This is a genomic window from Vogesella sp. XCS3 (genome assembly GCF_020616155.1).
GTDB lineage: Bacteria > Pseudomonadota > Gammaproteobacteria > Burkholderiales > Chromobacteriaceae > Vogesella.
The window spans coordinates 2,229,490-2,246,132 of record NZ_CP085530.1 but is presented as its reverse complement, the minus strand read 5'-3'; the positions used below and the strand labels follow the sequence as shown (position 1 = coordinate 2,246,132).

31 protein-coding genes are annotated in these 16,643 nt (G+C 53.1%); 30 read left to right on the top strand and 1 reads right to left on the bottom strand.

The genetic code is table 11. The annotated features are described in order from the left end of the window. The first annotated feature begins 30 nt into the window (after positions 1–30). The 30 genes from tuf (at position 31) to rplQ (ending at position 15,120) form a co-directional block, all read left to right on the top strand. A complete protein-coding gene (gene tuf, locus LCH97_RS10735; RefSeq protein WP_017507378.1) occupies positions 31–1,221 on the top strand; it encodes an elongation factor Tu in 1,191 nt (396 codons plus the stop codon). A 20-nt stretch (positions 1,222–1,241) separates the two neighbouring features. Then, a complete protein-coding gene (gene rpsJ / locus LCH97_RS10730; RefSeq protein ID WP_017507377.1) occupies positions 1,242–1,553 on the top strand; it encodes a 30S ribosomal protein S10 in 312 nt (103 codons plus the stop codon). 143 nt (positions 1,554–1,696) lie between these two features. Beyond that, a complete protein-coding gene (rplC, locus tag LCH97_RS10725; RefSeq protein ID WP_020480219.1) occupies positions 1,697–2,341 on the top strand; it encodes a 50S ribosomal protein L3 in 645 nt (214 codons plus the stop codon). Beyond that, positions 2,341–2,961 (top strand): 50S ribosomal protein L4, encoded by a 621-nt coding sequence (gene rplD, locus LCH97_RS10720; protein ID WP_017507375.1) that lies wholly within the window; start codon positions 2,341–2,343, stop codon positions 2,959–2,961. The genes rplC and rplD overlap by 1 nt, the downstream gene beginning before the upstream one ends. Then, positions 2,958–3,266: a 50S ribosomal protein L23 gene (rplW, locus tag LCH97_RS10715; RefSeq protein WP_017507374.1), complete on the top strand. Its 309-nt coding sequence runs from the start codon at positions 2,958–2,960 to the stop codon at positions 3,264–3,266. Before rplD ends, rplW begins: the two co-directional genes overlap by 4 nt. An 11-nt stretch (positions 3,267–3,277) precedes the next feature. Continuing rightward, on the top strand, positions 3,278–4,105 hold the full coding sequence (rplB, locus tag LCH97_RS10710; protein WP_017507373.1) for a 50S ribosomal protein L2: 828 nt from the start codon (positions 3,278–3,280) through the stop codon (positions 4,103–4,105). Between the two features lie 14 nt (positions 4,106–4,119). Beyond that, positions 4,120–4,398, top strand: a complete 279-nt coding sequence (gene rpsS / locus LCH97_RS10705) for a 30S ribosomal protein S19 (RefSeq protein WP_017507372.1) — start codon at positions 4,120–4,122, stop codon at positions 4,396–4,398. 9 nt (positions 4,399–4,407) lie between these two features. Further along, positions 4,408–4,737 (top strand): 50S ribosomal protein L22, encoded by a 330-nt coding sequence (gene rplV / locus LCH97_RS10700; RefSeq protein WP_017507371.1) that lies wholly within the window; start codon positions 4,408–4,410, stop codon positions 4,735–4,737. Between the two features lie 10 nt (positions 4,738–4,747). After that, positions 4,748–5,452 (top strand): 30S ribosomal protein S3, encoded by a 705-nt coding sequence (rpsC, locus tag LCH97_RS10695; RefSeq protein ID WP_017507370.1) that lies wholly within the window; start codon positions 4,748–4,750, stop codon positions 5,450–5,452. Further along, positions 5,436–5,852 carry a 50S ribosomal protein L16 gene (gene rplP / locus LCH97_RS10690; RefSeq protein ID WP_017507369.1) on the top strand — a complete coding sequence of 139 codons (417 nt, stop codon included), beginning with the start codon at positions 5,436–5,438 and terminating at the stop codon, positions 5,850–5,852. The genes rpsC and rplP overlap by 17 nt, the downstream gene beginning before the upstream one ends. Then, positions 5,852–6,040: a 50S ribosomal protein L29 gene (rpmC, locus tag LCH97_RS10685; RefSeq protein ID WP_017507368.1), complete on the top strand. Its 189-nt coding sequence runs from the start codon at positions 5,852–5,854 to the stop codon at positions 6,038–6,040. The genes rplP and rpmC overlap by 1 nt, the downstream gene beginning before the upstream one ends. Position 6,041: 1 nt before the next feature. Next, on the top strand, positions 6,042–6,305 hold the full coding sequence (rpsQ, locus tag LCH97_RS10680) for a 30S ribosomal protein S17 (protein WP_017507367.1): 264 nt from the start codon (positions 6,042–6,044) through the stop codon (positions 6,303–6,305). Between the two features lie 170 nt (positions 6,306–6,475). Further along, positions 6,476–6,844 carry a 50S ribosomal protein L14 gene (gene rplN, locus LCH97_RS10675; RefSeq protein ID WP_017507366.1) on the top strand — a complete coding sequence of 123 codons (369 nt, stop codon included), beginning with the start codon at positions 6,476–6,478 and terminating at the stop codon, positions 6,842–6,844. 11 nt (positions 6,845–6,855) lie between these two features. After that, positions 6,856–7,170 carry a 50S ribosomal protein L24 gene (gene rplX / locus LCH97_RS10670; RefSeq protein WP_017507365.1) on the top strand — a complete coding sequence of 105 codons (315 nt, stop codon included), beginning with the start codon at positions 6,856–6,858 and terminating at the stop codon, positions 7,168–7,170. A 9-nt stretch (positions 7,171–7,179) separates the two neighbouring features. Then, entirely contained in the window at positions 7,180–7,719 is a 540-nt protein-coding gene (gene rplE, locus LCH97_RS10665) for a 50S ribosomal protein L5 (protein ID WP_017507364.1), read from the top strand. A gap of 4 nt (positions 7,720–7,723) precedes the next feature. Next, positions 7,724–8,029 carry a 30S ribosomal protein S14 gene (gene rpsN / locus LCH97_RS10660; protein ID WP_026107680.1) on the top strand — a complete coding sequence of 102 codons (306 nt, stop codon included), beginning with the start codon at positions 7,724–7,726 and terminating at the stop codon, positions 8,027–8,029. A gap of 13 nt (positions 8,030–8,042) precedes the next feature. Further along, positions 8,043–8,438, top strand: coding sequence for a 30S ribosomal protein S8 (rpsH, locus tag LCH97_RS10655; protein ID WP_026107679.1), 396 nt, complete (start codon positions 8,043–8,045; stop codon positions 8,436–8,438). A 12-nt stretch (positions 8,439–8,450) separates the two neighbouring features. Beyond that, a complete protein-coding gene (rplF, locus tag LCH97_RS10650) occupies positions 8,451–8,984 on the top strand; it encodes a 50S ribosomal protein L6 (protein ID WP_017507361.1) in 534 nt (177 codons plus the stop codon). A gap of 13 nt (positions 8,985–8,997) precedes the next feature. Then, the gene (rplR, locus tag LCH97_RS10645; protein ID WP_227301689.1) at positions 8,998–9,351 is read left to right on the top strand and encodes a 50S ribosomal protein L18; all 354 of its coding nucleotides are present in this window, start codon (positions 8,998–9,000) and stop codon (positions 9,349–9,351) included. Between the two features lie 12 nt (positions 9,352–9,363). Then, positions 9,364–9,882: a 30S ribosomal protein S5 gene (rpsE, locus tag LCH97_RS10640; protein ID WP_017507359.1), complete on the top strand. Its 519-nt coding sequence runs from the start codon at positions 9,364–9,366 to the stop codon at positions 9,880–9,882. Continuing rightward, complete coding sequence (gene rpmD, locus LCH97_RS10635; protein WP_017507358.1) at positions 9,875–10,060, top strand: 50S ribosomal protein L30; 186 nt, start codon at positions 9,875–9,877, stop codon at positions 10,058–10,060. The genes rpsE and rpmD overlap by 8 nt, the downstream gene beginning before the upstream one ends. Positions 10,061–10,063: 3 nt before the next feature. After that, complete coding sequence (gene rplO, locus LCH97_RS10630) at positions 10,064–10,498, top strand: 50S ribosomal protein L15 (protein WP_147686571.1); 435 nt, start codon at positions 10,064–10,066, stop codon at positions 10,496–10,498. A gap of 10 nt (positions 10,499–10,508) precedes the next feature. Next, positions 10,509–11,825 (top strand): preprotein translocase subunit SecY, encoded by a 1,317-nt coding sequence (gene secY / locus LCH97_RS10625; RefSeq protein ID WP_227301688.1) that lies wholly within the window; start codon positions 10,509–10,511, stop codon positions 11,823–11,825. A 20-nt stretch (positions 11,826–11,845) separates the two neighbouring features. After that, positions 11,846–12,064, top strand: a complete 219-nt coding sequence (gene infA, locus LCH97_RS10620) for a translation initiation factor IF-1 (RefSeq protein ID WP_017507355.1) — start codon at positions 11,846–11,848, stop codon at positions 12,062–12,064. A gap of 35 nt (positions 12,065–12,099) precedes the next feature. Further along, the gene (gene rpmJ, locus LCH97_RS10615; RefSeq protein WP_011137711.1) at positions 12,100–12,213 is read left to right on the top strand and encodes a 50S ribosomal protein L36; all 114 of its coding nucleotides are present in this window, start codon (positions 12,100–12,102) and stop codon (positions 12,211–12,213) included. 68 nt (positions 12,214–12,281) lie between these two features. Next, positions 12,282–12,644: a 30S ribosomal protein S13 gene (rpsM, locus tag LCH97_RS10610; protein WP_017507354.1), complete on the top strand. Its 363-nt coding sequence runs from the start codon at positions 12,282–12,284 to the stop codon at positions 12,642–12,644. 18 nt (positions 12,645–12,662) lie between these two features. After that, positions 12,663–13,058 carry a 30S ribosomal protein S11 gene (gene rpsK / locus LCH97_RS10605; RefSeq protein WP_017507353.1) on the top strand — a complete coding sequence of 132 codons (396 nt, stop codon included), beginning with the start codon at positions 12,663–12,665 and terminating at the stop codon, positions 13,056–13,058. 18 nt (positions 13,059–13,076) lie between these two features. Continuing rightward, positions 13,077–13,697, top strand: a complete 621-nt coding sequence (gene rpsD, locus LCH97_RS10600; protein WP_147686575.1) for a 30S ribosomal protein S4 — start codon at positions 13,077–13,079, stop codon at positions 13,695–13,697. A gap of 23 nt (positions 13,698–13,720) precedes the next feature. Continuing rightward, positions 13,721–14,704: a DNA-directed RNA polymerase subunit alpha gene (gene rpoA, locus LCH97_RS10595; RefSeq protein ID WP_026107678.1), complete on the top strand. Its 984-nt coding sequence runs from the start codon at positions 13,721–13,723 to the stop codon at positions 14,702–14,704. A 23-nt stretch (positions 14,705–14,727) separates the two neighbouring features. After that, positions 14,728–15,120, top strand: coding sequence for a 50S ribosomal protein L17 (rplQ, locus tag LCH97_RS10590; RefSeq protein WP_026107677.1), 393 nt, complete (start codon positions 14,728–14,730; stop codon positions 15,118–15,120). 44 nt (positions 15,121–15,164) lie between these two features. On the opposite strand, the gene LCH97_RS10585 is transcribed toward rplQ, so the two are convergent. Continuing rightward, positions 15,165–16,556, bottom strand: a complete 1,392-nt coding sequence (locus LCH97_RS10585; protein WP_227301687.1) for a PLP-dependent aminotransferase family protein — start codon at positions 16,554–16,556, stop codon at positions 15,165–15,167. Positions 16,557–16,643: the final 87 nt, after the last annotated feature.

Below are 16,643 nucleotides of genomic sequence, written 5' to 3'. Positions count from 1 at the left end.
GTTTGTTCTTTAATTAAGGAAGTTTGCAAAATGGCAAAAGAAAAGTTTGCGCGGACCAAGCCGCACGTAAACGTTGGTACCATCGGTCACGTGGATCACGGTAAAACTACCCTGACCGCTGCTATCACCACCATTCTGTCCAAGAAATTCGGCGGCGAAGCTAAAGACTACTCCCAGATCGACAGCGCGCCAGAAGAAAAAGCTCGCGGTATTACCATTAACACCGCTCACGTAGAATACGAAACCGAAGCACGTCACTACGCTCACGTAGACTGCCCAGGTCACGCCGACTACGTTAAAAACATGATTACCGGTGCTGCCCAGATGGACGGCGCTATTCTGGTTTGCTCCGCAGCTGACGGCCCAATGCCACAGACTCGCGAACACATCCTGCTGTCCCGTCAGGTTGGCGTTCCTTACATCATCGTCTTCCTGAACAAGGCTGACCTGGTGGATGACGCTGAGCTGCTGGAGCTGGTTGAAATGGAAGTGCGCGATCTGCTGTCTTCCTACGACTTCCCAGGCGATGACACTCCGATCGTTACCGGTTCCGCTCGTCTGGCACTGGAAGGCGACCAATCCGAATACGGCGAACCAGCCATCTTCCGTCTGGCTGATGCCCTGGATTCCTACATCCCGACTCCAGAACGTGCTATCGACAAGCCGTTCCTGCTGCCGATCGAAGACGTATTCTCCATCTCCGGCCGCGGCACCGTGGTTACCGGTCGTGTAGAGCGCGGTATCGTTAAAGTTGGTGAAGAACTGGAAATCGTTGGCCTGAAAGCCACCGTAAAAACCACCTGCACCGGCGTGGAAATGTTCCGTAAGCTGCTGGACCAAGGTCAAGCTGGCGATAACGTTGGCGTGCTGCTGCGTGGCACCAAGCGTGAAGACGTTGAGCGTGGTCAGGTTCTGGCCAAGCCGGGTTCCATCACCCCGCACACCAAGTTCTCTGCTTCCGTATACGTACTGAGCAAAGACGAAGGCGGCCGTCACACTCCGTTCTTCGCTAACTACCGCCCGCAGTTCTACTTCCGTACTACTGACGTGACTGGCGCTGTTAGCCTGTCCGAAGGCGTGGAAATGGTTATGCCAGGCGATAACGTAGAAATCACCGTAGAACTGATCGCTCCGATCGCTATGGAAGAAGGTCTGCGTTTCGCGATCCGTGAAGGTGGCCGCACTGTTGGCGCCGGCGTTGTTGCTAAGATCATCGCCTAATCGGACGCGGAGTTAATACCATGCAAAGCCAGAAAATCCGTATCCGTCTGAAAGCTTTTGATTACAATCTGATCGATCGCTCTGCTCAGGAAATCGTTGAAACCGCCAAGCGCACTGGTGCCGTTGTTAAGGGCCCGGTTCCGCTGCCGACCAAAATCGAGCGTTTCAACGTACTGCGTTCCCCGCACGTGAACAAGACTTCCCGCGATCAGCTGGAAATCCGCACCCACCTGCGCCTGATGGACATCGTTGATCCGACTGATAAAACCGTTGATGCGCTGATGAAGCTGGACCTGCCAGCTGGCGTGGATGTGGAAATCAAGCTTCAGTAATTACGGATTTACAATGTTTGTTTGCTAAGTGCTTGCAAGCATTGATTTTTCTGTGATAAAGTCGCGGACTCATCATTTTGATGAGTCCGCTTTTCTTTGAGCAAGCCGGTCAATCGTAATCGGCGCCTGTAAAGGAAATAACCATGACTTTAGGTCTAGTCGGTCGCAAAGTCGGCATGACCCGCATTTTTGCTGAAGACGGCGCAACCGTCCCAGTAACTGTGCTGGATATGTCCGCAAACCGCGTATCGCAAATTAAAAACGCAGAAACCGATGGCTACGTAGCTGTCCAAGTTGCTGCAGGTGCCCGCAAGGCCAACCGTGTGACCAAGGCAGAAGCCGGTCACTTCGCTAAGGCCGGCATTGAAGCCGCCCGTACTATGCGTGAGTTCACCCTCACTGCAGAAGCACTGGCGTCGCTGAATGTTGGTGATGCGCTGTCCGTTGAAATCTTCACCGTTGGCCAACTGGTAGATGTTACCGGTACCTCCAAAGGTAAAGGCTTCTCTGGCGCCATCAAGCGTCACAACTTCTCGTCCAACCGTGCATCCCACGGTAACTCGGTTTCCCACAATTCCCCTGGCTCTATCGGTCAGGCGCAAGATCCGGGCCGTGTATTCCCGGGTAAGCGCATGGCAGGTCAGTACGGTAATGTGAAGAGCACTGTTCAGTGCTTGGAAGTCGTTCGTATCGACGTAGAGCGTCAACTGATTCTGGTAAAAGGCGCAGTGCCTGGTGCCAAGAACGGCGACGTAGTGGTGCGTCCTAGCGTGAAGGCAGGTGCATAATGGAATTGAAAGTGATCAATGCCCAGGGTCAGCAAGTAGACGCCCTGCAAGCTTCTGAAGCACTGTTTGCACGTGACTACAACGAAGCACTGGTACATCAGGTTGTTACTGCCTTCCTGGCTAACGCCCGTAGCGGTAACCGTGCGCAGTTGACTCGTGCCGAGGTTAAACACTCGACCAAAAAGCCTTTCCGCCAGAAAGGTACAGGCCGTGCTCGTGCCGGTATGACTTCCTCCCCGCTGTGGCGTGGTGGTGGTCGCACCTTCCCGAACAAGCCGGACGAAAACTTCACTCACAAAGTGAACCGTAAGCAATACCGCGCAGGTATGGCTACCATTCTGTCCCAGCTGGTTCGTGACGAACGCCTGATCATTGTTGATGAGCTGAATGTTGCTACGCCGAAGACCAAAGAGTTCGCCGCCAAGGTGAAAGCGCTGGGTCTGGATCGTGCACTGATCATCACCAAAGAGCTGGATGAGAATCTGTATCTATCTTCCCGTAACCTGCCTAACGTGCTGGTAATTGAAGCTCAGCAAGCTGACCCGTTCAGCCTGGTACGCTTCAAGAAAGTGGTAATCACCCGTGATGCCGTGAAGCAACTCGAGGAGCAGTGGGTATGAACCAGGAACGTTTGCTGCAAGTAATCCTGGCGCCGATCGTGTCTGAAAAGAGCACACTGGTTGCCGAGAAAAACCAGCAGGTTGCTTTCCGCGTTGCTACCGATGCAACTAAGCCGGAAATCAAGGCTGCCGTTGAACTGCTGTTCAATGTCAAGGTTGAAGGTGTTTCCACTGTCAACGTTAAGGGCAAAACCAAGCGTTTTGGTCGCTTCGTTGGCCGCCGCAAGGACTGGAAAAAGGCGTATGTAAGCCTGGTTCCGGGTCAAGAACTTGACCTGACCGCCACCCCGGCCGTTGCGGAGTAAGGAGATAGAGCATGCCTCTCGTAAAAGTTAAACCGACTTCCGCAGGTCGTCGTGCCGTTGTTAAGGTCGTACATCCAGACCTGCACAAAGGCGCTCCGTTCGCTGCGCTGGTTGAAAAGAAAACTTCGACTGCTGGCCGTAACAACAACGGTCACATCACTACCCGTCACAAGGGTGGTGGCCACAAGAAGCACTACCGTATCGTAGACTTCCGTCGCAACAAAGATGCGATCCCGGCTAAAGTTGAGCGTATCGAATACGATCCGAACCGTACCGCCCACATCGCACTGCTGTGCTATGCCGACGGTGAGCGTCGTTACATCATCGCTCCGCGTGGCGTTAAGCCAGGTGCTGAGCTGATGTCCGGTGCCGAAGCTCCGATCAAAGCTGGTAATGCACTGCCTATCCGCAACATTCCAGTTGGTACCACCATCCACTGCATCGAACTGCAGCCGGGTAAAGGTGCTCAGATCGCTCGTTCCGCTGGTTCTTCCGCTATGCTGCTGGCCCGCGAAGGCGTTTACGCCCAGCTGCGTCTGCGCTCCGGCGAGATCCGCAAGGTACACGTTGACTGCCGCGCCACTGTTGGCGAAGTAGGTAACGAAGAGCACAGCCTGCGTAAGATTGGTAAAGCCGGTGCAAACCGCTGGCGCGGTATTCGTCCGACCGTTCGTGGTACTGCCATGAACCCGGTGGATCACCCGCACGGTGGTGGTGAAGGCCGTACCGGTGAAGGTCGCGTGCCAGTAAGCCCATGGGGTACCCCAACTAAGGGCTTCCGTACCCGTCGCAACAAGCGTACCGACAATATGATCGTACGCCGTCGCTTTTCGAAATAAGGGGTAATTGACTTATGGCACGTTCGCTTAAAAAAGGCCCGTTCGTTGATCTCCACCTGCTGAAAAAAGTGGATGCGGTGCGTGCGACGAATGACAAGCGCCCGATCAAGACCTGGTCCCGTCGCTCGACCATTCTGCCGGACTTCATCGGTCTGACTATCGCCGTACACAACGGCCGCACTCACGTGCCGGTTTATGTGTCCGAGAACATGGTTGGTCACAAGCTTGGTGAATTCTCGCTGACTCGTACCTTCAAAGGCCATGCGGCTGATAAGAAGGCCAAGAAGAAATAAGGTGATGCGATGAAAGTTTCTGCACAACTGAATAATGCACGCCTTTCGGCACAGAAGTGCCGCTTGGTAGCAGATCTGATCCGCGGTCAATCCGTTGGTCAGGCACTGAACATTCTGACTTTCAGCCCGAAAAAGGGTGCTGCACTGATCAAGAAAGTACTGGAATCCGCTATTGCTAACGCTGAGCACAACGAAGGCGCGGATATCGATACTCTGAAAGTGACGAGCATCTATGTTGACAAGGGTCCTAGCCTCAAGCGCTTTACCGCACGTGCCAAAGGCCGTGGTAACCGCATCGAGAAGCAGACCTGCCACATCACGCTAAGTGTTGGCAACTAAGGGGTAAGCTATGGGTCAGAAGATTCATCCGACGGGTTTCCGTCTCGCAGTAACAAAAAACTGGGCTTCCAAGTGGTTTGCAAACTCGCACGATTTTGCAGGTCAGCTGAAGCAGGATATCGAAGTTCGTGAATTCCTGAAGAAGAAGCTCGCTCATGCTGCAGTTGGCCGCATCGTTATCGAGCGTCCAGCCAAGTCCGCCCGTATTACCATTCACAGCGCCCGTCCGGGTGTTGTAATCGGTAAAAAAGGTGAAGACATTGAAGTTCTGAAAAAAGAACTGCAGCGTCGCATGGGTGTACCTGTGCATGTGAACATCGAAGAAGTTCGCAAGCCGGAAATCGATGCGCAGATCATTGCCGATGGTATCGCTTCCCAGCTGGAAAAACGCGTAATGTTCCGTCGTGCCATGAAGCGTTCCATGCAAAATGCAATGCGCATGGGTGCTCAGGGCATCAAGATCATGAGCTCCGGCCGTCTGAACGGTATCGACATTGCTCGTAGCGAGTGGTATCGCGAAGGCCGTGTTCCACTGCACACTCTGCGTGCTGATGTGGACTACGCTACTTCCGAAGCCCACACCACCTACGGTGTAATCGGTATCAAGGTATGGGTCTACAAGGGTGACATGAAGCCAGGTCAGGTTCAGGCAGCCCCGGTAGCACCTGAGAAGAAATCCAGAAAGGCAGGAGCTCGTAATGCTGCAGCCAACTAGACTCAAATACCGTAAACAGCACAAAGGTCGCAATACTGGTATTGCTACCCGTGGCAACAAAGTGAGCTTTGGTGACTTCGGTCTGAAAGCTCTGGGCCGTGGTCGTCTGACTGCTCGCCAGATTGAAGCCGCACGTCGTGCAATGACTCGTCACATCAAACGTGGCGGTCGTATCTGGATCCGTGTATTCCCGGACAAGCCAATTACTTCCAAACCAGCCGAAGTTCGTATGGGTGGGGGTAAAGGTTCTCCTGAATACTACGTGGCAGAAATTCAGCCAGGTAAGATGCTGTACGAAATGGACGGCGTTGCTGAAGAACTGGCTCGTGAAGCGTTCCGTCTGGCTGCTGCCAAGCTGCCAATCCCGACGGTGTTTGTGACTAAACAGGTGGGCCAGTAATGAAAGCGACTGAACTGAGAGCCAAGAACGTTGATGAGCTCAAAGCCGAACTGCTCGGTCTTTTGAAAGCTCAGTTCGCACTGCGCATGCAACACGCAACCCAGCAGCTGGCTAAAAACAGCGAGCTGAAAAAAGTGCGTCGTGACATCGCGCGTGTCCGCACCGTTCTGAAAGAGAAGGCTGCATAATATGAGCGACACTAAAGTGGTTCGTACGCTGACTGGTAAAGTAGTCAGCGATAAAATGGATAAGACAGTAACTGTCCTGGTTGAGCGCAAAGTAAAGCACCCAATCTACGGTAAAGTTATTCGTCGTTCCAAGAAGTTTCACGCCCATGATGAGAACAACGAGTTCCGCGCCGGTGACATCGTAGTCATCAGCGAGACTCGTCCGCTCTCGAAAACAAAAACTTGGGCTGTCACTGCACTGGTCGAGAAAGCTCGCCAAGTGTAATGCTTGCAGAGGGGGCAACCCCTCTGTATAATGGCTGTTTTCGGGGGTTCCTCCGAAATCATCCCTGACGGGGTCCAAGACTGGCCGCTAGACACGCCGCATTTTGCGGCGTTTCCTTCATGTTCGGAAGGAAAGAGGCGGAATTAAGTTGGATAGAAAGGTAATCAAACATGATTCAAATGCAGTCCATTTTGGATGTTGCAGACAACACTGGTGCGCGCTCTGTAATGTGCATCAAGGTGTTGGGCGGCTCCAAACGTCGCTATGCCGGCGTGGGTGACATTATCAAGGTGAGCATCAAGGATGCTGCTCCTCGTGGTCGTGTCAAGAAGGGTGACGTTTACAACGCTGTAGTGGTTCGCACTGCTAAAGGCGTACGTCGTCCTGATGGCTCTCTGATTAAATTTGACAGCAATGCGGCTGTTCTGCTCAACAACAAGCTTGAGCCGATCGGTACTCGTATCTTCGGGCCTGTTACGCGTGAACTGCGTACCGAGCGCTTCATGAAGATCGTGTCGCTGGCTCCTGAAGTGTTGTAAGGAGAGAACCCATGCGTAAGATTCGTAAAGGCGACGAAGTCGTCGTAATCACCGGCAAAGACAAAGGCAAACGTGGTGCTGTACTGCGCGTGCTCGAAGGCAAGGTATTGGTAGAAGGCATCAACCTGGTGAAAAAACACCAGAAGCCTAACCCGATCCGCGGTGTGGCTGGCGGTATTGTTGAAAAAACAATGCCTCTGGATGTTTCCAATGTCGCTATTTTCAACGCGGCTACCCAGAAAGCTGACCGTGTTGGCTTTAAGGTTCTTGATGACGGCAAAAAAGTACGTGTCTTCAAGTCCACTGGCGAAATCGTGGGCGCGTAAGGAGCAAAAATGGCACGTTTGTATGATTTCTACAAAAGCACCGTTGTTCCAGAGCTGATCAAACAATTCGGCTACAAGTCCGTTATGGAAGTGCCGCGCATTGAAAAGATCACCCTGAACATGGGTGTTGGCGAAGCGGTTGCTGACAAGAAAGTTATGGACCACGCGGTTGGCGATCTGGAAAAGATTGCTGGTCAGAAGCCAGTTGTTACTGCTGCTCGCAAGTCCATCGCCGGCTTTAAGATCCGTGATAACTACCCGGTAGGTTGCAAGGTAACTCTGCGTCGCGAACGCATGTACGAGTTCCTGGATCGCCTGGTAACTATCTCGCTGCCACGCGTTCGTGACTTCCGTGGTGTTTCCGCCAAGTCGTTTGACGGCCGCGGTAACTACAACATGGGCGTTAAAGAACAGATCATTTTCCCGGAAATCGAGTACGACAAGATCGATGCTCTGCGTGGTATGAATATTACTATCACGACCTCCGCGAAAACTGACGAAGAAGCCCGCGCACTGCTGGCTGCGTTCAAATTCCCGTTTAAGGGCTAAGCACATGGCAACTCTTGCTCTGATTAATCGTGAAGAGAAGCGCGCGAAGCTCGTGGCTAAGTACGCCGGCAAGCGTGAACAGCTTCTCGCCATCATCAATAACCCGAATTTGTCTGAAGAAGAGCGCTTTGCTGCTCGTCTGAAGCTGCAGCAGCTGCCGCGTAATGCCAGCCCGGTACGTCAGCGTCGTCGCTGCGCACTGACTGGTCGTCCGCGTGGCGTTTTCCGCAAATTCGGTCTGGCTCGTAACAAACTCCGTGAAATCGCCATGAAAGGCGAAATCCCGGGTGTTGTTAAAGCCAGCTGGTAATAGGAGATACAGAATGAGCATGCAAGATCCTATTTCCGATATGCTGACTCGCATCCGTAACGGCCAGCGCGCTGCTAAAACCAACGTTTCGATGCCATCGTCGAAGCTGAAGGTAGCAATCGCTCAGGTTCTGAAGGATGAAGGCTACATCGAAAACTTCGCAGTAACCGAAGCTGATAAAAAGCCGGTTCTGGAAGTTGAGCTGAAGTACTACGTTGGCCGCCCGGTAATTGAGCGTATCGAACGCGTATCCCGTCCTGGCCTGCGTGTTTACAAAGGTTCCACCGAGATCCCGAAGGTACTGAACGGTTTGGGCGTTACCATCGTTTCGACTTCGCGTGGCGTAATGACTGATCGTAAAGCACGTGCTGCCGGTATCGGCGGTGAGTTGCTGTGCGTCGTGGCTTAATCGGAGGGTGTAATGTCTCGCGTAGCTAAAAACCCCGTGGTTATTCCTGCAGGCGTAGAAGTTAAGTTCGGCGCTGCTGAAGTAACCGTAAAGGGCGCGCTGGGCTCTTTGAGCACCCCGCTGTGTGCCGACGTTGACGTAAAACTGGTTGATAACCAACTGGTTTTTGCGGCCAACAATGACACCAAATTTGCCCGTTCGATGTCTGGCACCCTGCGTGCCCTGCTGAATAACATGGTACTTGGTGTTAGCAAAGGCTTCGAGAAGAAACTGCAACTGGTAGGTGTAGGTTACCGTGCGCAAGCTCAAGGTGACGCTCTTAACCTGTCTCTCGGTTTCTCCCACCCGGTAGTTCACCAGATGCCTGCTGGCATCAAGTGCGAAACACCGACTCAGACCGAAATCCTGATCAAAGGTGCTGACAAACAGCGCGTTGGCCAGGTTGCTGCCGAAATCCGCGCATATCGTTCCCCAGAGCCGTACAAAGGCAAAGGTGTTCGTTACGTTGATGAGGTTGTGGTTCTGAAAGAGACCAAGAAGAAGTAATTGAGGCACTGAAATGGACAAGAAACAGACTCGACTCCGCCGCGCACGCAAAACCCGTGCACGTATTGCGGAGCTCAAGATGGCTCGTCTGTGCGTATTCCGCACTAATAGCCACATTTACGCTCAGGTCATTGACGAAACTGGCAGCCGTGTTCTGGCTAGTGCTTCCAGTCTTGAAGCTGATGTGCGCGCTAACCTTGCAAACGGTGGCAACGTTGCTGCAGCTGTTGTGGTTGGCAAAGCAATTGCCGAAAAAGCCAAAGCTGCTGGCGTAAGCCAAGTTGCATTTGATCGTTCCGGCTTCAAATACCATGGTCGTATCAAGGCCCTGGCTGACGCTGCCCGTGAAAACGGTCTTGTATTCTAATCGGAGTTAAGAATGGCTAAGCACGAGATCGAAGATCGTGGCGATGGTCTGATCGAGAAAATGATCGGCGTAAACCGTGTCACCAAAGTGGTGAAGGGTGGTCGTATCATGGCCTTCTCGGCTCTGACTGTCGTAGGTGATGGCGACGGTGGTATCGGCATGGGTAAGGGCCGTTCCAAAGAGGTTCCTGCTGCTGTACAAAAAGGCATGGAACAGGCACGTCGCAACATGATTAAAGTACCGCTGAAAAACGGTACCCTGCATCACGCAGTCGTAGGCAAGCACGGTGCTACCACCGTGTTCATGCAGCCGGCTAAAGAAGGTGCCGGTGTTAAGGCTGGCGGCCCGATGCGTGCTGTATTTGAAGCCTTGGGCGTGCACAACGTTTCGGCTAAAATCCACGGTTCCACCAACCCGTACAACGTGGTTCGTGCAACTCTGGACGGCCTGAGCAAGATTCACACTCCGGCTCAGATTGCAGCCAAGCGTGGTCTGACCGTAGAGCAGATTCTGGGGGCAGATCATGAGTGATATCAAAACCATCAAAGTGACTCTGGTTAAGAGCCTGATTGGTCGTATTGAATCGCACAAGGCTTGCGCACGTGGTCTCGGTCTGAAGAAAATCAATCAGACCGTTGAAGTTATCGACACTGCAGCTAACCGTGGCATGATCAACAAGATCAGCTACCTGGTTAAGAGCGAGGGCTGATAAATGTTGCTGAATACCATTAAGCCTGCCGCTGGTGCCAAACACGCCAAGCGTCGTGTAGGTCGTGGCATTGGTAGCGGCCTGGGTAAAACCGCTGGTCGTGGCCATAAAGGTCAGAAGAGCCGTGCAGGTGGCTTCCACAAAGTAGGCTTCGAAGGTGGTCAAATGCCACTGCAACGTCGCCTGCCGAAGCGTGGCTTCAAGTCCCTGACTGCTGGTGATGTGGCTGAAGTTCGCCTGTCCGAGCTGGCACTGCTGCCAGTTGCTGAGGTGGATCTGCTGTCTCTGAAACAGGCTGGTCTGGTACCTGTGCAAGCACTGGGCGCCAAACTGATCCTGTCCGGCTCCGTTGATCGTGCATTTACCCTGCGTGGCGTTGCTGCTACCGCTGGTGCTAAAGCTGCGATCGAAGCTGCTGGTGGCAGTTTCGTAGAATAAGGCGTAATCCGTGGCGAATACTTCTCTAGTTGGAAACGCCAACAAGTTTGGTGATCTTAAGCGCCGTATCTTGTTTTTGGTCGGAGCTTTGATTGTTTACCGTATTGGTGCGCATGTGCCGGTGCCTGGTATCAATCCTGCAGAACTAGCGAAGTTGTTCCAGTCGTCGCAAACGGGCCTCCTGGACATGTTTAACATGTTCTCGGGAGGCGCCTTGCAGAGATTTACGGTGTTTGCCTTAGGCATTATGCCGTACATTTCTGCCTCTATCGTTCTTCAGCTTGCGTCGGAGATTGTTCCGGCACTTAAGCAACTGAAGAAAGAGGGCGATGCGGGACGTCGCAAAATAACTCAGTACACACGTTATGCAACCTTGGCACTGGCTAGCTTCCAGAGCTTTGGTATCGCGGTAATGCTATTCAAACAGCCTGGTCTGGTGATCGTGCCGCAACTGGAGTTCTATGTGACGACAGTTGTTTCATTGGTAACCGGTACTATGTTCCTGATGTGGCTCGGTGAGCAAATCACGGAACGAGGTTTGGGGAATGGTATTTCCTTGATCATCTGCGCAGGTATTGCTGCCGGTGTGCCTGCTGCGATTGGTAAGACCCTGACGCTGACTAGCCAAGGTTCCTTGCCTATCCTGCTGGTGATCGCGCTGTTTGTTGCAGTGATTGCGGTAACCTATCTGGTTGTATTTGTGGAACGGGGCCAGCGTAAAATTTTGGTTAACTACGCCAAGCGTCAGGTAGGCAACCGCGTTGTGCAGGGTCAGAGTACCCACATGCCGCTGAAGCTGAATATGGCTGGCGTGATTCCGCCAATCTTTGCGTCTAGCATTATCCTGTTCCCTGCAACGGTGCTGGGTTGGTTCGGTAATACCGAAGGCCTTGGCGTGCTGAAGTCTATTGCAGACAAGCTTCATCCTGGCCAGCCGGTATACGTGTTGCTGTACGCTGCGGCAATCATTTTCTTCTGTTACTTCTATACCGCCTTGGTATTCAATCCCAAGGAAACGGCAGATAACCTGAAGAAGAGTGGGGCATTTATTCCCGGAATCCGCCCAGGCGAGCAGACTTCGCGGTATATCGAGAAGATCATTCTCCGCCTCACTTTGATTGGTGCGATCTACATCACACTTGTTTGCTTGATGCCTGAGTTCCTGATCCTTAGCTGGAACGTTCCATTCTACTTTGGCGGTACTTCTCTGCTGATCATGGTGGTGGTAACGATGGATTTCATGGCTCAAGTACAGTCGTATGTTCTTTCCCATCAGTACGAAGGCCTGCTCAAGAAAGCAAACTTCAAGAGTGGCGGTAATCGTTAAGGTAAACGGTAACTGGTTTTATGGCGAAAGAAGATACTATCCAGATGCAGGGTGAAGTCCTGGAAACGTTGCCTAATGCAACTTTCCGGGTCAAGCTCGAAAATGGACACGTCGTTCTGGGTTACATCTCTGGCAAGATGCGTATGCACTACATTCGTATCCTGCCAGGTGACAAGGTAACGGTGGAGATGACACCGTACGACCTGTCTCGTGCCCGTATCGTGTTCCGTGCGAAGTAATCGCACTTGCTCTTTTCAGATAGAAAGGAACTGAAATGCGTGTACAACCTTCGGTAAAGAAAATTTGCCGTAACTGCAAAATCATTCGTCGCAACCGTGTTGTTCGAGTGATCTGCACTGATCCGCGTCACAAACAAAAACAAGGCTAACATTTGTTAGCTTGGTTTTGTCGTGTTACAATCGCAACCTTTTCAAGCTTAAGGCTTAAGGAAAGAGAATGGCCCGTATTGCAGGGGTAAACATCCCCAATCATGCGCATGCCGTTATCGGCCTGCAGGCTATCTATGGCATTGGTGCTACCCGCGCTAAGCACATTTGTGCTTCCGCTGGTATCAATCCTTCTTCGAAAGTGAAGGATCTGACCGAAGCCGAGATGGAGTCTCTGCGTGTAGAAGTCGCCAAGTTCACCGTTGAAGGTGATCTGCGTCGTGAAATCACCATGAGCATCAAACGTTTGATGGACATGGGTTCCTATCGTGGCTTCCGTCATCGTCGTGGTCTGCCGTGCCGTGGTCAGCGCACTCGTACCAATGCTCGTACCCGCAAAGGTCCGCGCAAGGCTATCGCCGGTAAGAAGTAATTTTAAGGAACACAGATAATGGCTAAAGCAAACACAGCTGTCCGTGTACGCAAAAAAGTACGCAAGTCTGTTAGCGACGGTATCGTGCACGTGCACGCTTCCTTCAATAACACCATCATTACCATCACCGATCGTCAAGGAAATGCTTTGTCTTGGGCTACCTCCGGCGGTGCTGGCTTTAAAGGCTCGCGTAAAAGTACACCCTTTGCCGCTCAGGTAGCAGCAGAGCACGCTGGTAAAGTTGCCCAAGAATACGGCGTAAAAAACCTGGAAGTTCGCATCAAGGGTCCCGGTCCAGGCCGTGAATCCTCCGTGCGTGCACTGAATGCTCTGGGTTTCAAAGTGACCAGCATCTCTGACGTGACGCCAGTCCCGCACAACGGCTGCCGTCCTCCCAAGAAACGTCGTATCTAATTTCGGAGAGTCTGAGAAATGGCACGTTATACCGGCCCTAAATGTAAGCTCGCTCGTCGCGAAGGGACTGACCTCTTCCTGAAGAGCGCTCGTCGTGCTCTGGATACCAAGTGCAAGCTGGATACTGCACCTGGCCAGCATGGCGCCAAGAACACCCGTCTGTCCGACTTCGGTGTTCAACTGCGTGAAAAACAAAAAGTACGTCGCATCTACGGCATTATGGAACGTCAGTTCCGTAAATACTTCGCCGAAGCTGCACGTCGCCAAGGCTCCACTGGTGAAAACCTGCTGAAGATCCTGGAAGCTCGTCTGGATAACGTTGTTTATCGCATGGGCTTCGGTTCCACTCGTGCAGAAGCTCGCCAACTGGTAAGCCACAAAGCGATCACCGTGAATGGCGCTCTAGTGAACATCCCTTCATACCAGGTTAAAGCTGGTGATGTGGTTGCTGTTCGTGAAAAGTCCAAGAAGCAGGTTCGTATTCAAGAAGGTCTGGCTTTGGCTGAGCAGATTGGCTTCCCGGCATGGGTAGCTGTTGACACCAAAAAGATGGAAGGTGTCTTCAAAACTGCTCCTGAGCGTTCCGAGTTGTCTAGCGATATCAACGAACAACTCGTTGTGGAATTCTACTCCAAGTAATCGCTAGCTCTTAAGGAATGACTATGCAAAACAGCGCTTCGGAATTTCTGAAACCGCGACTGATCGATGTGCAGCCGGTTTCGGCTACACATGCTCGTGTGTCGATGGAGCCGTTCGAACGCGGCTATGCCCATACTCTGGGTAATGCTCTGCGTCGTATTCTGCTCTCTTCCATGCCGGGCTATGCTCCGACCGAAGTAACAATCGCTGGCGTTTTGCATGAGTATTCCGCTCTTGACGGTGTTCGGGAAGATGTCGTCGACATCCTCCTGAACCTGAAGGGCGTAGTGCTTAAGCTGCATGGTCGTGACAGCCTGATTCTTTCCTTGAAAAAGGAAGGTGAAGGTCCTGTCCTGGCTGGTGACATCGAACTGCCGCACGATGTAGAAGTGATCAACCCTGATCACGTAATCTGCTATCTGTCTGCTGGCGGTAAAATCGATATGGAAATCAAGGTTGAAAAAGGTCGTGGCTACCAGCCGGTAGCTGCCCGTATCAACCACGATGACAATCGTGCGATTGGCACTATCCAGCTTGATGCTTCCTTCTCCCCGGTGCGCCGCGTCAGCTTCAATGTTGAAAGCGCCCGTGTAGAACAACGTACCGACCTTGACCGTCTGGTACTGGACATCGAGACTAACGGTGTGATCGAACCGGAAGAAGCGGTACGCCTGGCGGCCCGTATTCTGGTAGATCAGCTGTCGATCTTTGCAGACTTGCAAGGTACAGCAGTTGAGGAAGTCGTTGAGAAGGCGCCACCGATCGATCCGATCTTGTTGCGCCCGGTCGATGATCTCGAACTTACTGTTCGTTCCGCCAATTGTCTGAAGGCCGAGAACATTTACTACATCGGTGATCTGATTCAGCGTACGGAAACCGAGCTGCTGAAGACCCCGAACCTTGGTCGTAAGTCGCTGAACGAGATCAAGGAAGTTCTCGCTTCTAAAGGCCTGACACTCGGCATGAAGCTCGAAAACTGGCCTCCGGCTGGCCTCGAGAAGCCGTAAGTTTGGGATAAAAGGACACTACAATGCGTCATCGTAATAGCAATCGTAAACTGAACCGCACGAGCAGCCATCGCCTGGCGATGCTTCGCAACATGGCGAACTCGTTGCTCCGTCACGAAGTTATCGTGACTACCCTGCCGAAAGCAAAAGAACTGCGTCGCGTAGCCGAGCCGCTGATTACCCTGGGTAAGAAGCCTTCTCTGGCCAACCGTCGTCTGGCTTTCGACCGTACTCGTGACCGCGAAATGGTTGTAAAACTGTTCGACGTTCTGGGCCCGCGCTACGCTGCCCGTAACGGTGGTTATGTACGTATCCTGAAGTACGGTTTCCGTCAGGGCGACAACGCTCCGATGGCACTGGTAGAACTGGTAGACCGTCCGGAAGGTGAAGTGGTAGTAGAAGAAGCCGCCGAGTAATCGACAGCCTCTGTAGAAAAAGCCAGCGCTTGCGCTGGCTTTTTCTATTGCTGTGCGGCCAACCATTGCCAGAACTGGGTGTTATCCAGATAGGCCGCATTAAAGCGGAAGTAAGGGGTGTTACTGCCATCGCTGCTGAACAAGTCACCCGGTGCCAGAAAGATCTGCTGCTGCCGTGCACTTTCCTGGTCGATAGTCACGCCCTGCGGTGGCCTTGCCCAGATAAACATGCTTTTACTGTTAGGCTGAAACACCTGCCAGCCTAGCTGTTCAAAGCGGGCAATGGCTTTGCTGGTGCTCTGGGCAATGCGTTCTACCAGCCGGCTGTTCTGCCGTTTGTACTTGCTGTCACTAGCCAGCTCGAAGGCTAGCCGCTCGGTATGGGTAGACGAGGTCAGTGCGGCCAGCATTTTGGCGCGTGTCAACGCAGCCTGCCAGCGCACCGGTGCCAGCAGGTAACCCACGCGCAATGCTGGGCTCAGCGCCTTGCTGAAGCTGCCGATGTGCAGTACCTGGCGCAAACCATCCATAGCGGCCAGGCTAGGCCCCGCTTGAGCCAGTAAGTCGGCCGAGACATTGTCTTCTACCAGCAACACATCGTACTGCTGTGCCAATCGCAGCACGCCGTGCGCGATATGGGGTGCATAGCTGGCACCGGTAGGGTTGTGCAGCCATGGATTGGTAAAAAACACCCGCGGACGGTGTGCTTGTATCAGCTGTTCCAGTTGTTGCAGGTCGGGGCCGTGCGGCGTCCAGTTTACCGGCAGCAGCTGGCATTCCCGGAAGCGTAGCGCAGAGAGCAGATTGCAGTAGCCCGGGTTGTCGATCAGCACGGCGGTGCCGTCCAGCCGCAGGGTACTGCAGACGATATCGAGTGCGTGCGTGGCGCCCTGGGTGAGAAGGATATCTTCTGCGTGGCAGCTCATGCCTTGCTGGCTGAGTTTGTCCGCCAGAAACTCGCGTAATAGCAACAGTCCTTGCGGGTGGCCATAGGTCATTTCGCTAATCTGCTCGCGCGCAATCTTACGCAGGGCGCGTACCTGAGCCTGATCGTCGTACCAGCTGGCGGGTAGCCAGCCGCAGCCTGCCAGAATACCTTGCTGTTCCCCTTGATAGATCCCGCTAAGCAGCCAGTCGCCATCCAGCGGCAGATCACTGAGCTGCTTGCGCACTGCCTGGCTGGTGCTTTGTTGCTTGCGCTGGGCGTAAAAGCCGGAGCCTGCCCTGGAAAGTAGCCAGCCTTCCTGCACCAGCCTGTCGTAAGCCTCGCTTACCGTGAACGGGCTGGCGCCAATATCTTTGGCAAAGGCGCGGATGGACGGCAGCTTGCTGCCCGGTGTCAGGCGCGCCTCGCGGATAGCCTGCTGGATGCCGCGCACTAGCTGTTCTACCTTGGTGCGCTGGTTCGGATCCAGATAGCCCTGATAGCGATTCATGACTGTACCTATTTTTTTACCAGTACGGTTTGGTGTGTTTGCGTGCTAACTGTACCTGTAACTGTACTGGTTTGGCACCTACATTTA

Coding starts and splice junctions, on each gene's coding strand:
- tuf (WP_017507378.1), top strand. CDS start 31: ATGGCAAAAGAAAAGTTTGCGCGGACCAAGCCGCACGTAAACGTTGGT.
- rpsJ (WP_017507377.1), top strand. CDS start 1,242: ATGCAAAGCCAGAAAATCCGTATCCGTCTGAAAGCTTTTGATTACAAT.
- rplC (WP_020480219.1), top strand. CDS start 1,697: ATGACTTTAGGTCTAGTCGGTCGCAAAGTCGGCATGACCCGCATTTTT.
- rplD (WP_017507375.1), top strand. CDS start 2,341: ATGGAATTGAAAGTGATCAATGCCCAGGGTCAGCAAGTAGACGCCCTG.
- rplW (WP_017507374.1), top strand. CDS start 2,958: ATGAACCAGGAACGTTTGCTGCAAGTAATCCTGGCGCCGATCGTGTCT.
- rplB (WP_017507373.1), top strand. CDS start 3,278: ATGCCTCTCGTAAAAGTTAAACCGACTTCCGCAGGTCGTCGTGCCGTT.
- rpsS (WP_017507372.1), top strand. CDS start 4,120: ATGGCACGTTCGCTTAAAAAAGGCCCGTTCGTTGATCTCCACCTGCTG.
- rplV (WP_017507371.1), top strand. CDS start 4,408: ATGAAAGTTTCTGCACAACTGAATAATGCACGCCTTTCGGCACAGAAG.
- rpsC (WP_017507370.1), top strand. CDS start 4,748: ATGGGTCAGAAGATTCATCCGACGGGTTTCCGTCTCGCAGTAACAAAA.
- rplP (WP_017507369.1), top strand. CDS start 5,436: ATGCTGCAGCCAACTAGACTCAAATACCGTAAACAGCACAAAGGTCGC.
- rpmC (WP_017507368.1), top strand. CDS start 5,852: ATGAAAGCGACTGAACTGAGAGCCAAGAACGTTGATGAGCTCAAAGCC.
- rpsQ (WP_017507367.1), top strand. CDS start 6,042: ATGAGCGACACTAAAGTGGTTCGTACGCTGACTGGTAAAGTAGTCAGC.
- rplN (WP_017507366.1), top strand. CDS start 6,476: ATGATTCAAATGCAGTCCATTTTGGATGTTGCAGACAACACTGGTGCG.
- rplX (WP_017507365.1), top strand. CDS start 6,856: ATGCGTAAGATTCGTAAAGGCGACGAAGTCGTCGTAATCACCGGCAAA.
- rplE (WP_017507364.1), top strand. CDS start 7,180: ATGGCACGTTTGTATGATTTCTACAAAAGCACCGTTGTTCCAGAGCTG.
- rpsN (WP_026107680.1), top strand. CDS start 7,724: ATGGCAACTCTTGCTCTGATTAATCGTGAAGAGAAGCGCGCGAAGCTC.
- rpsH (WP_026107679.1), top strand. CDS start 8,043: ATGAGCATGCAAGATCCTATTTCCGATATGCTGACTCGCATCCGTAAC.
- rplF (WP_017507361.1), top strand. CDS start 8,451: ATGTCTCGCGTAGCTAAAAACCCCGTGGTTATTCCTGCAGGCGTAGAA.
- rplR (WP_227301689.1), top strand. CDS start 8,998: ATGGACAAGAAACAGACTCGACTCCGCCGCGCACGCAAAACCCGTGCA.
- rpsE (WP_017507359.1), top strand. CDS start 9,364: ATGGCTAAGCACGAGATCGAAGATCGTGGCGATGGTCTGATCGAGAAA.
- rpmD (WP_017507358.1), top strand. CDS start 9,875: ATGAGTGATATCAAAACCATCAAAGTGACTCTGGTTAAGAGCCTGATT.
- rplO (WP_147686571.1), top strand. CDS start 10,064: ATGTTGCTGAATACCATTAAGCCTGCCGCTGGTGCCAAACACGCCAAG.
- infA (WP_017507355.1), top strand. CDS start 11,846: ATGGCGAAAGAAGATACTATCCAGATGCAGGGTGAAGTCCTGGAAACG.
- rpmJ (WP_011137711.1), top strand. CDS start 12,100: ATGCGTGTACAACCTTCGGTAAAGAAAATTTGCCGTAACTGCAAAATC.
- rpsM (WP_017507354.1), top strand. CDS start 12,282: ATGGCCCGTATTGCAGGGGTAAACATCCCCAATCATGCGCATGCCGTT.
- rpsK (WP_017507353.1), top strand. CDS start 12,663: ATGGCTAAAGCAAACACAGCTGTCCGTGTACGCAAAAAAGTACGCAAG.
- rpsD (WP_147686575.1), top strand. CDS start 13,077: ATGGCACGTTATACCGGCCCTAAATGTAAGCTCGCTCGTCGCGAAGGG.
- rpoA (WP_026107678.1), top strand. CDS start 13,721: ATGCAAAACAGCGCTTCGGAATTTCTGAAACCGCGACTGATCGATGTG.
- rplQ (WP_026107677.1), top strand. CDS start 14,728: ATGCGTCATCGTAATAGCAATCGTAAACTGAACCGCACGAGCAGCCAT.
- LCH97_RS10585 (WP_227301687.1), bottom strand. CDS start 16,556: ATGAATCGCTATCAGGGCTATCTGGATCCGAACCAGCGCACCAAGGTA.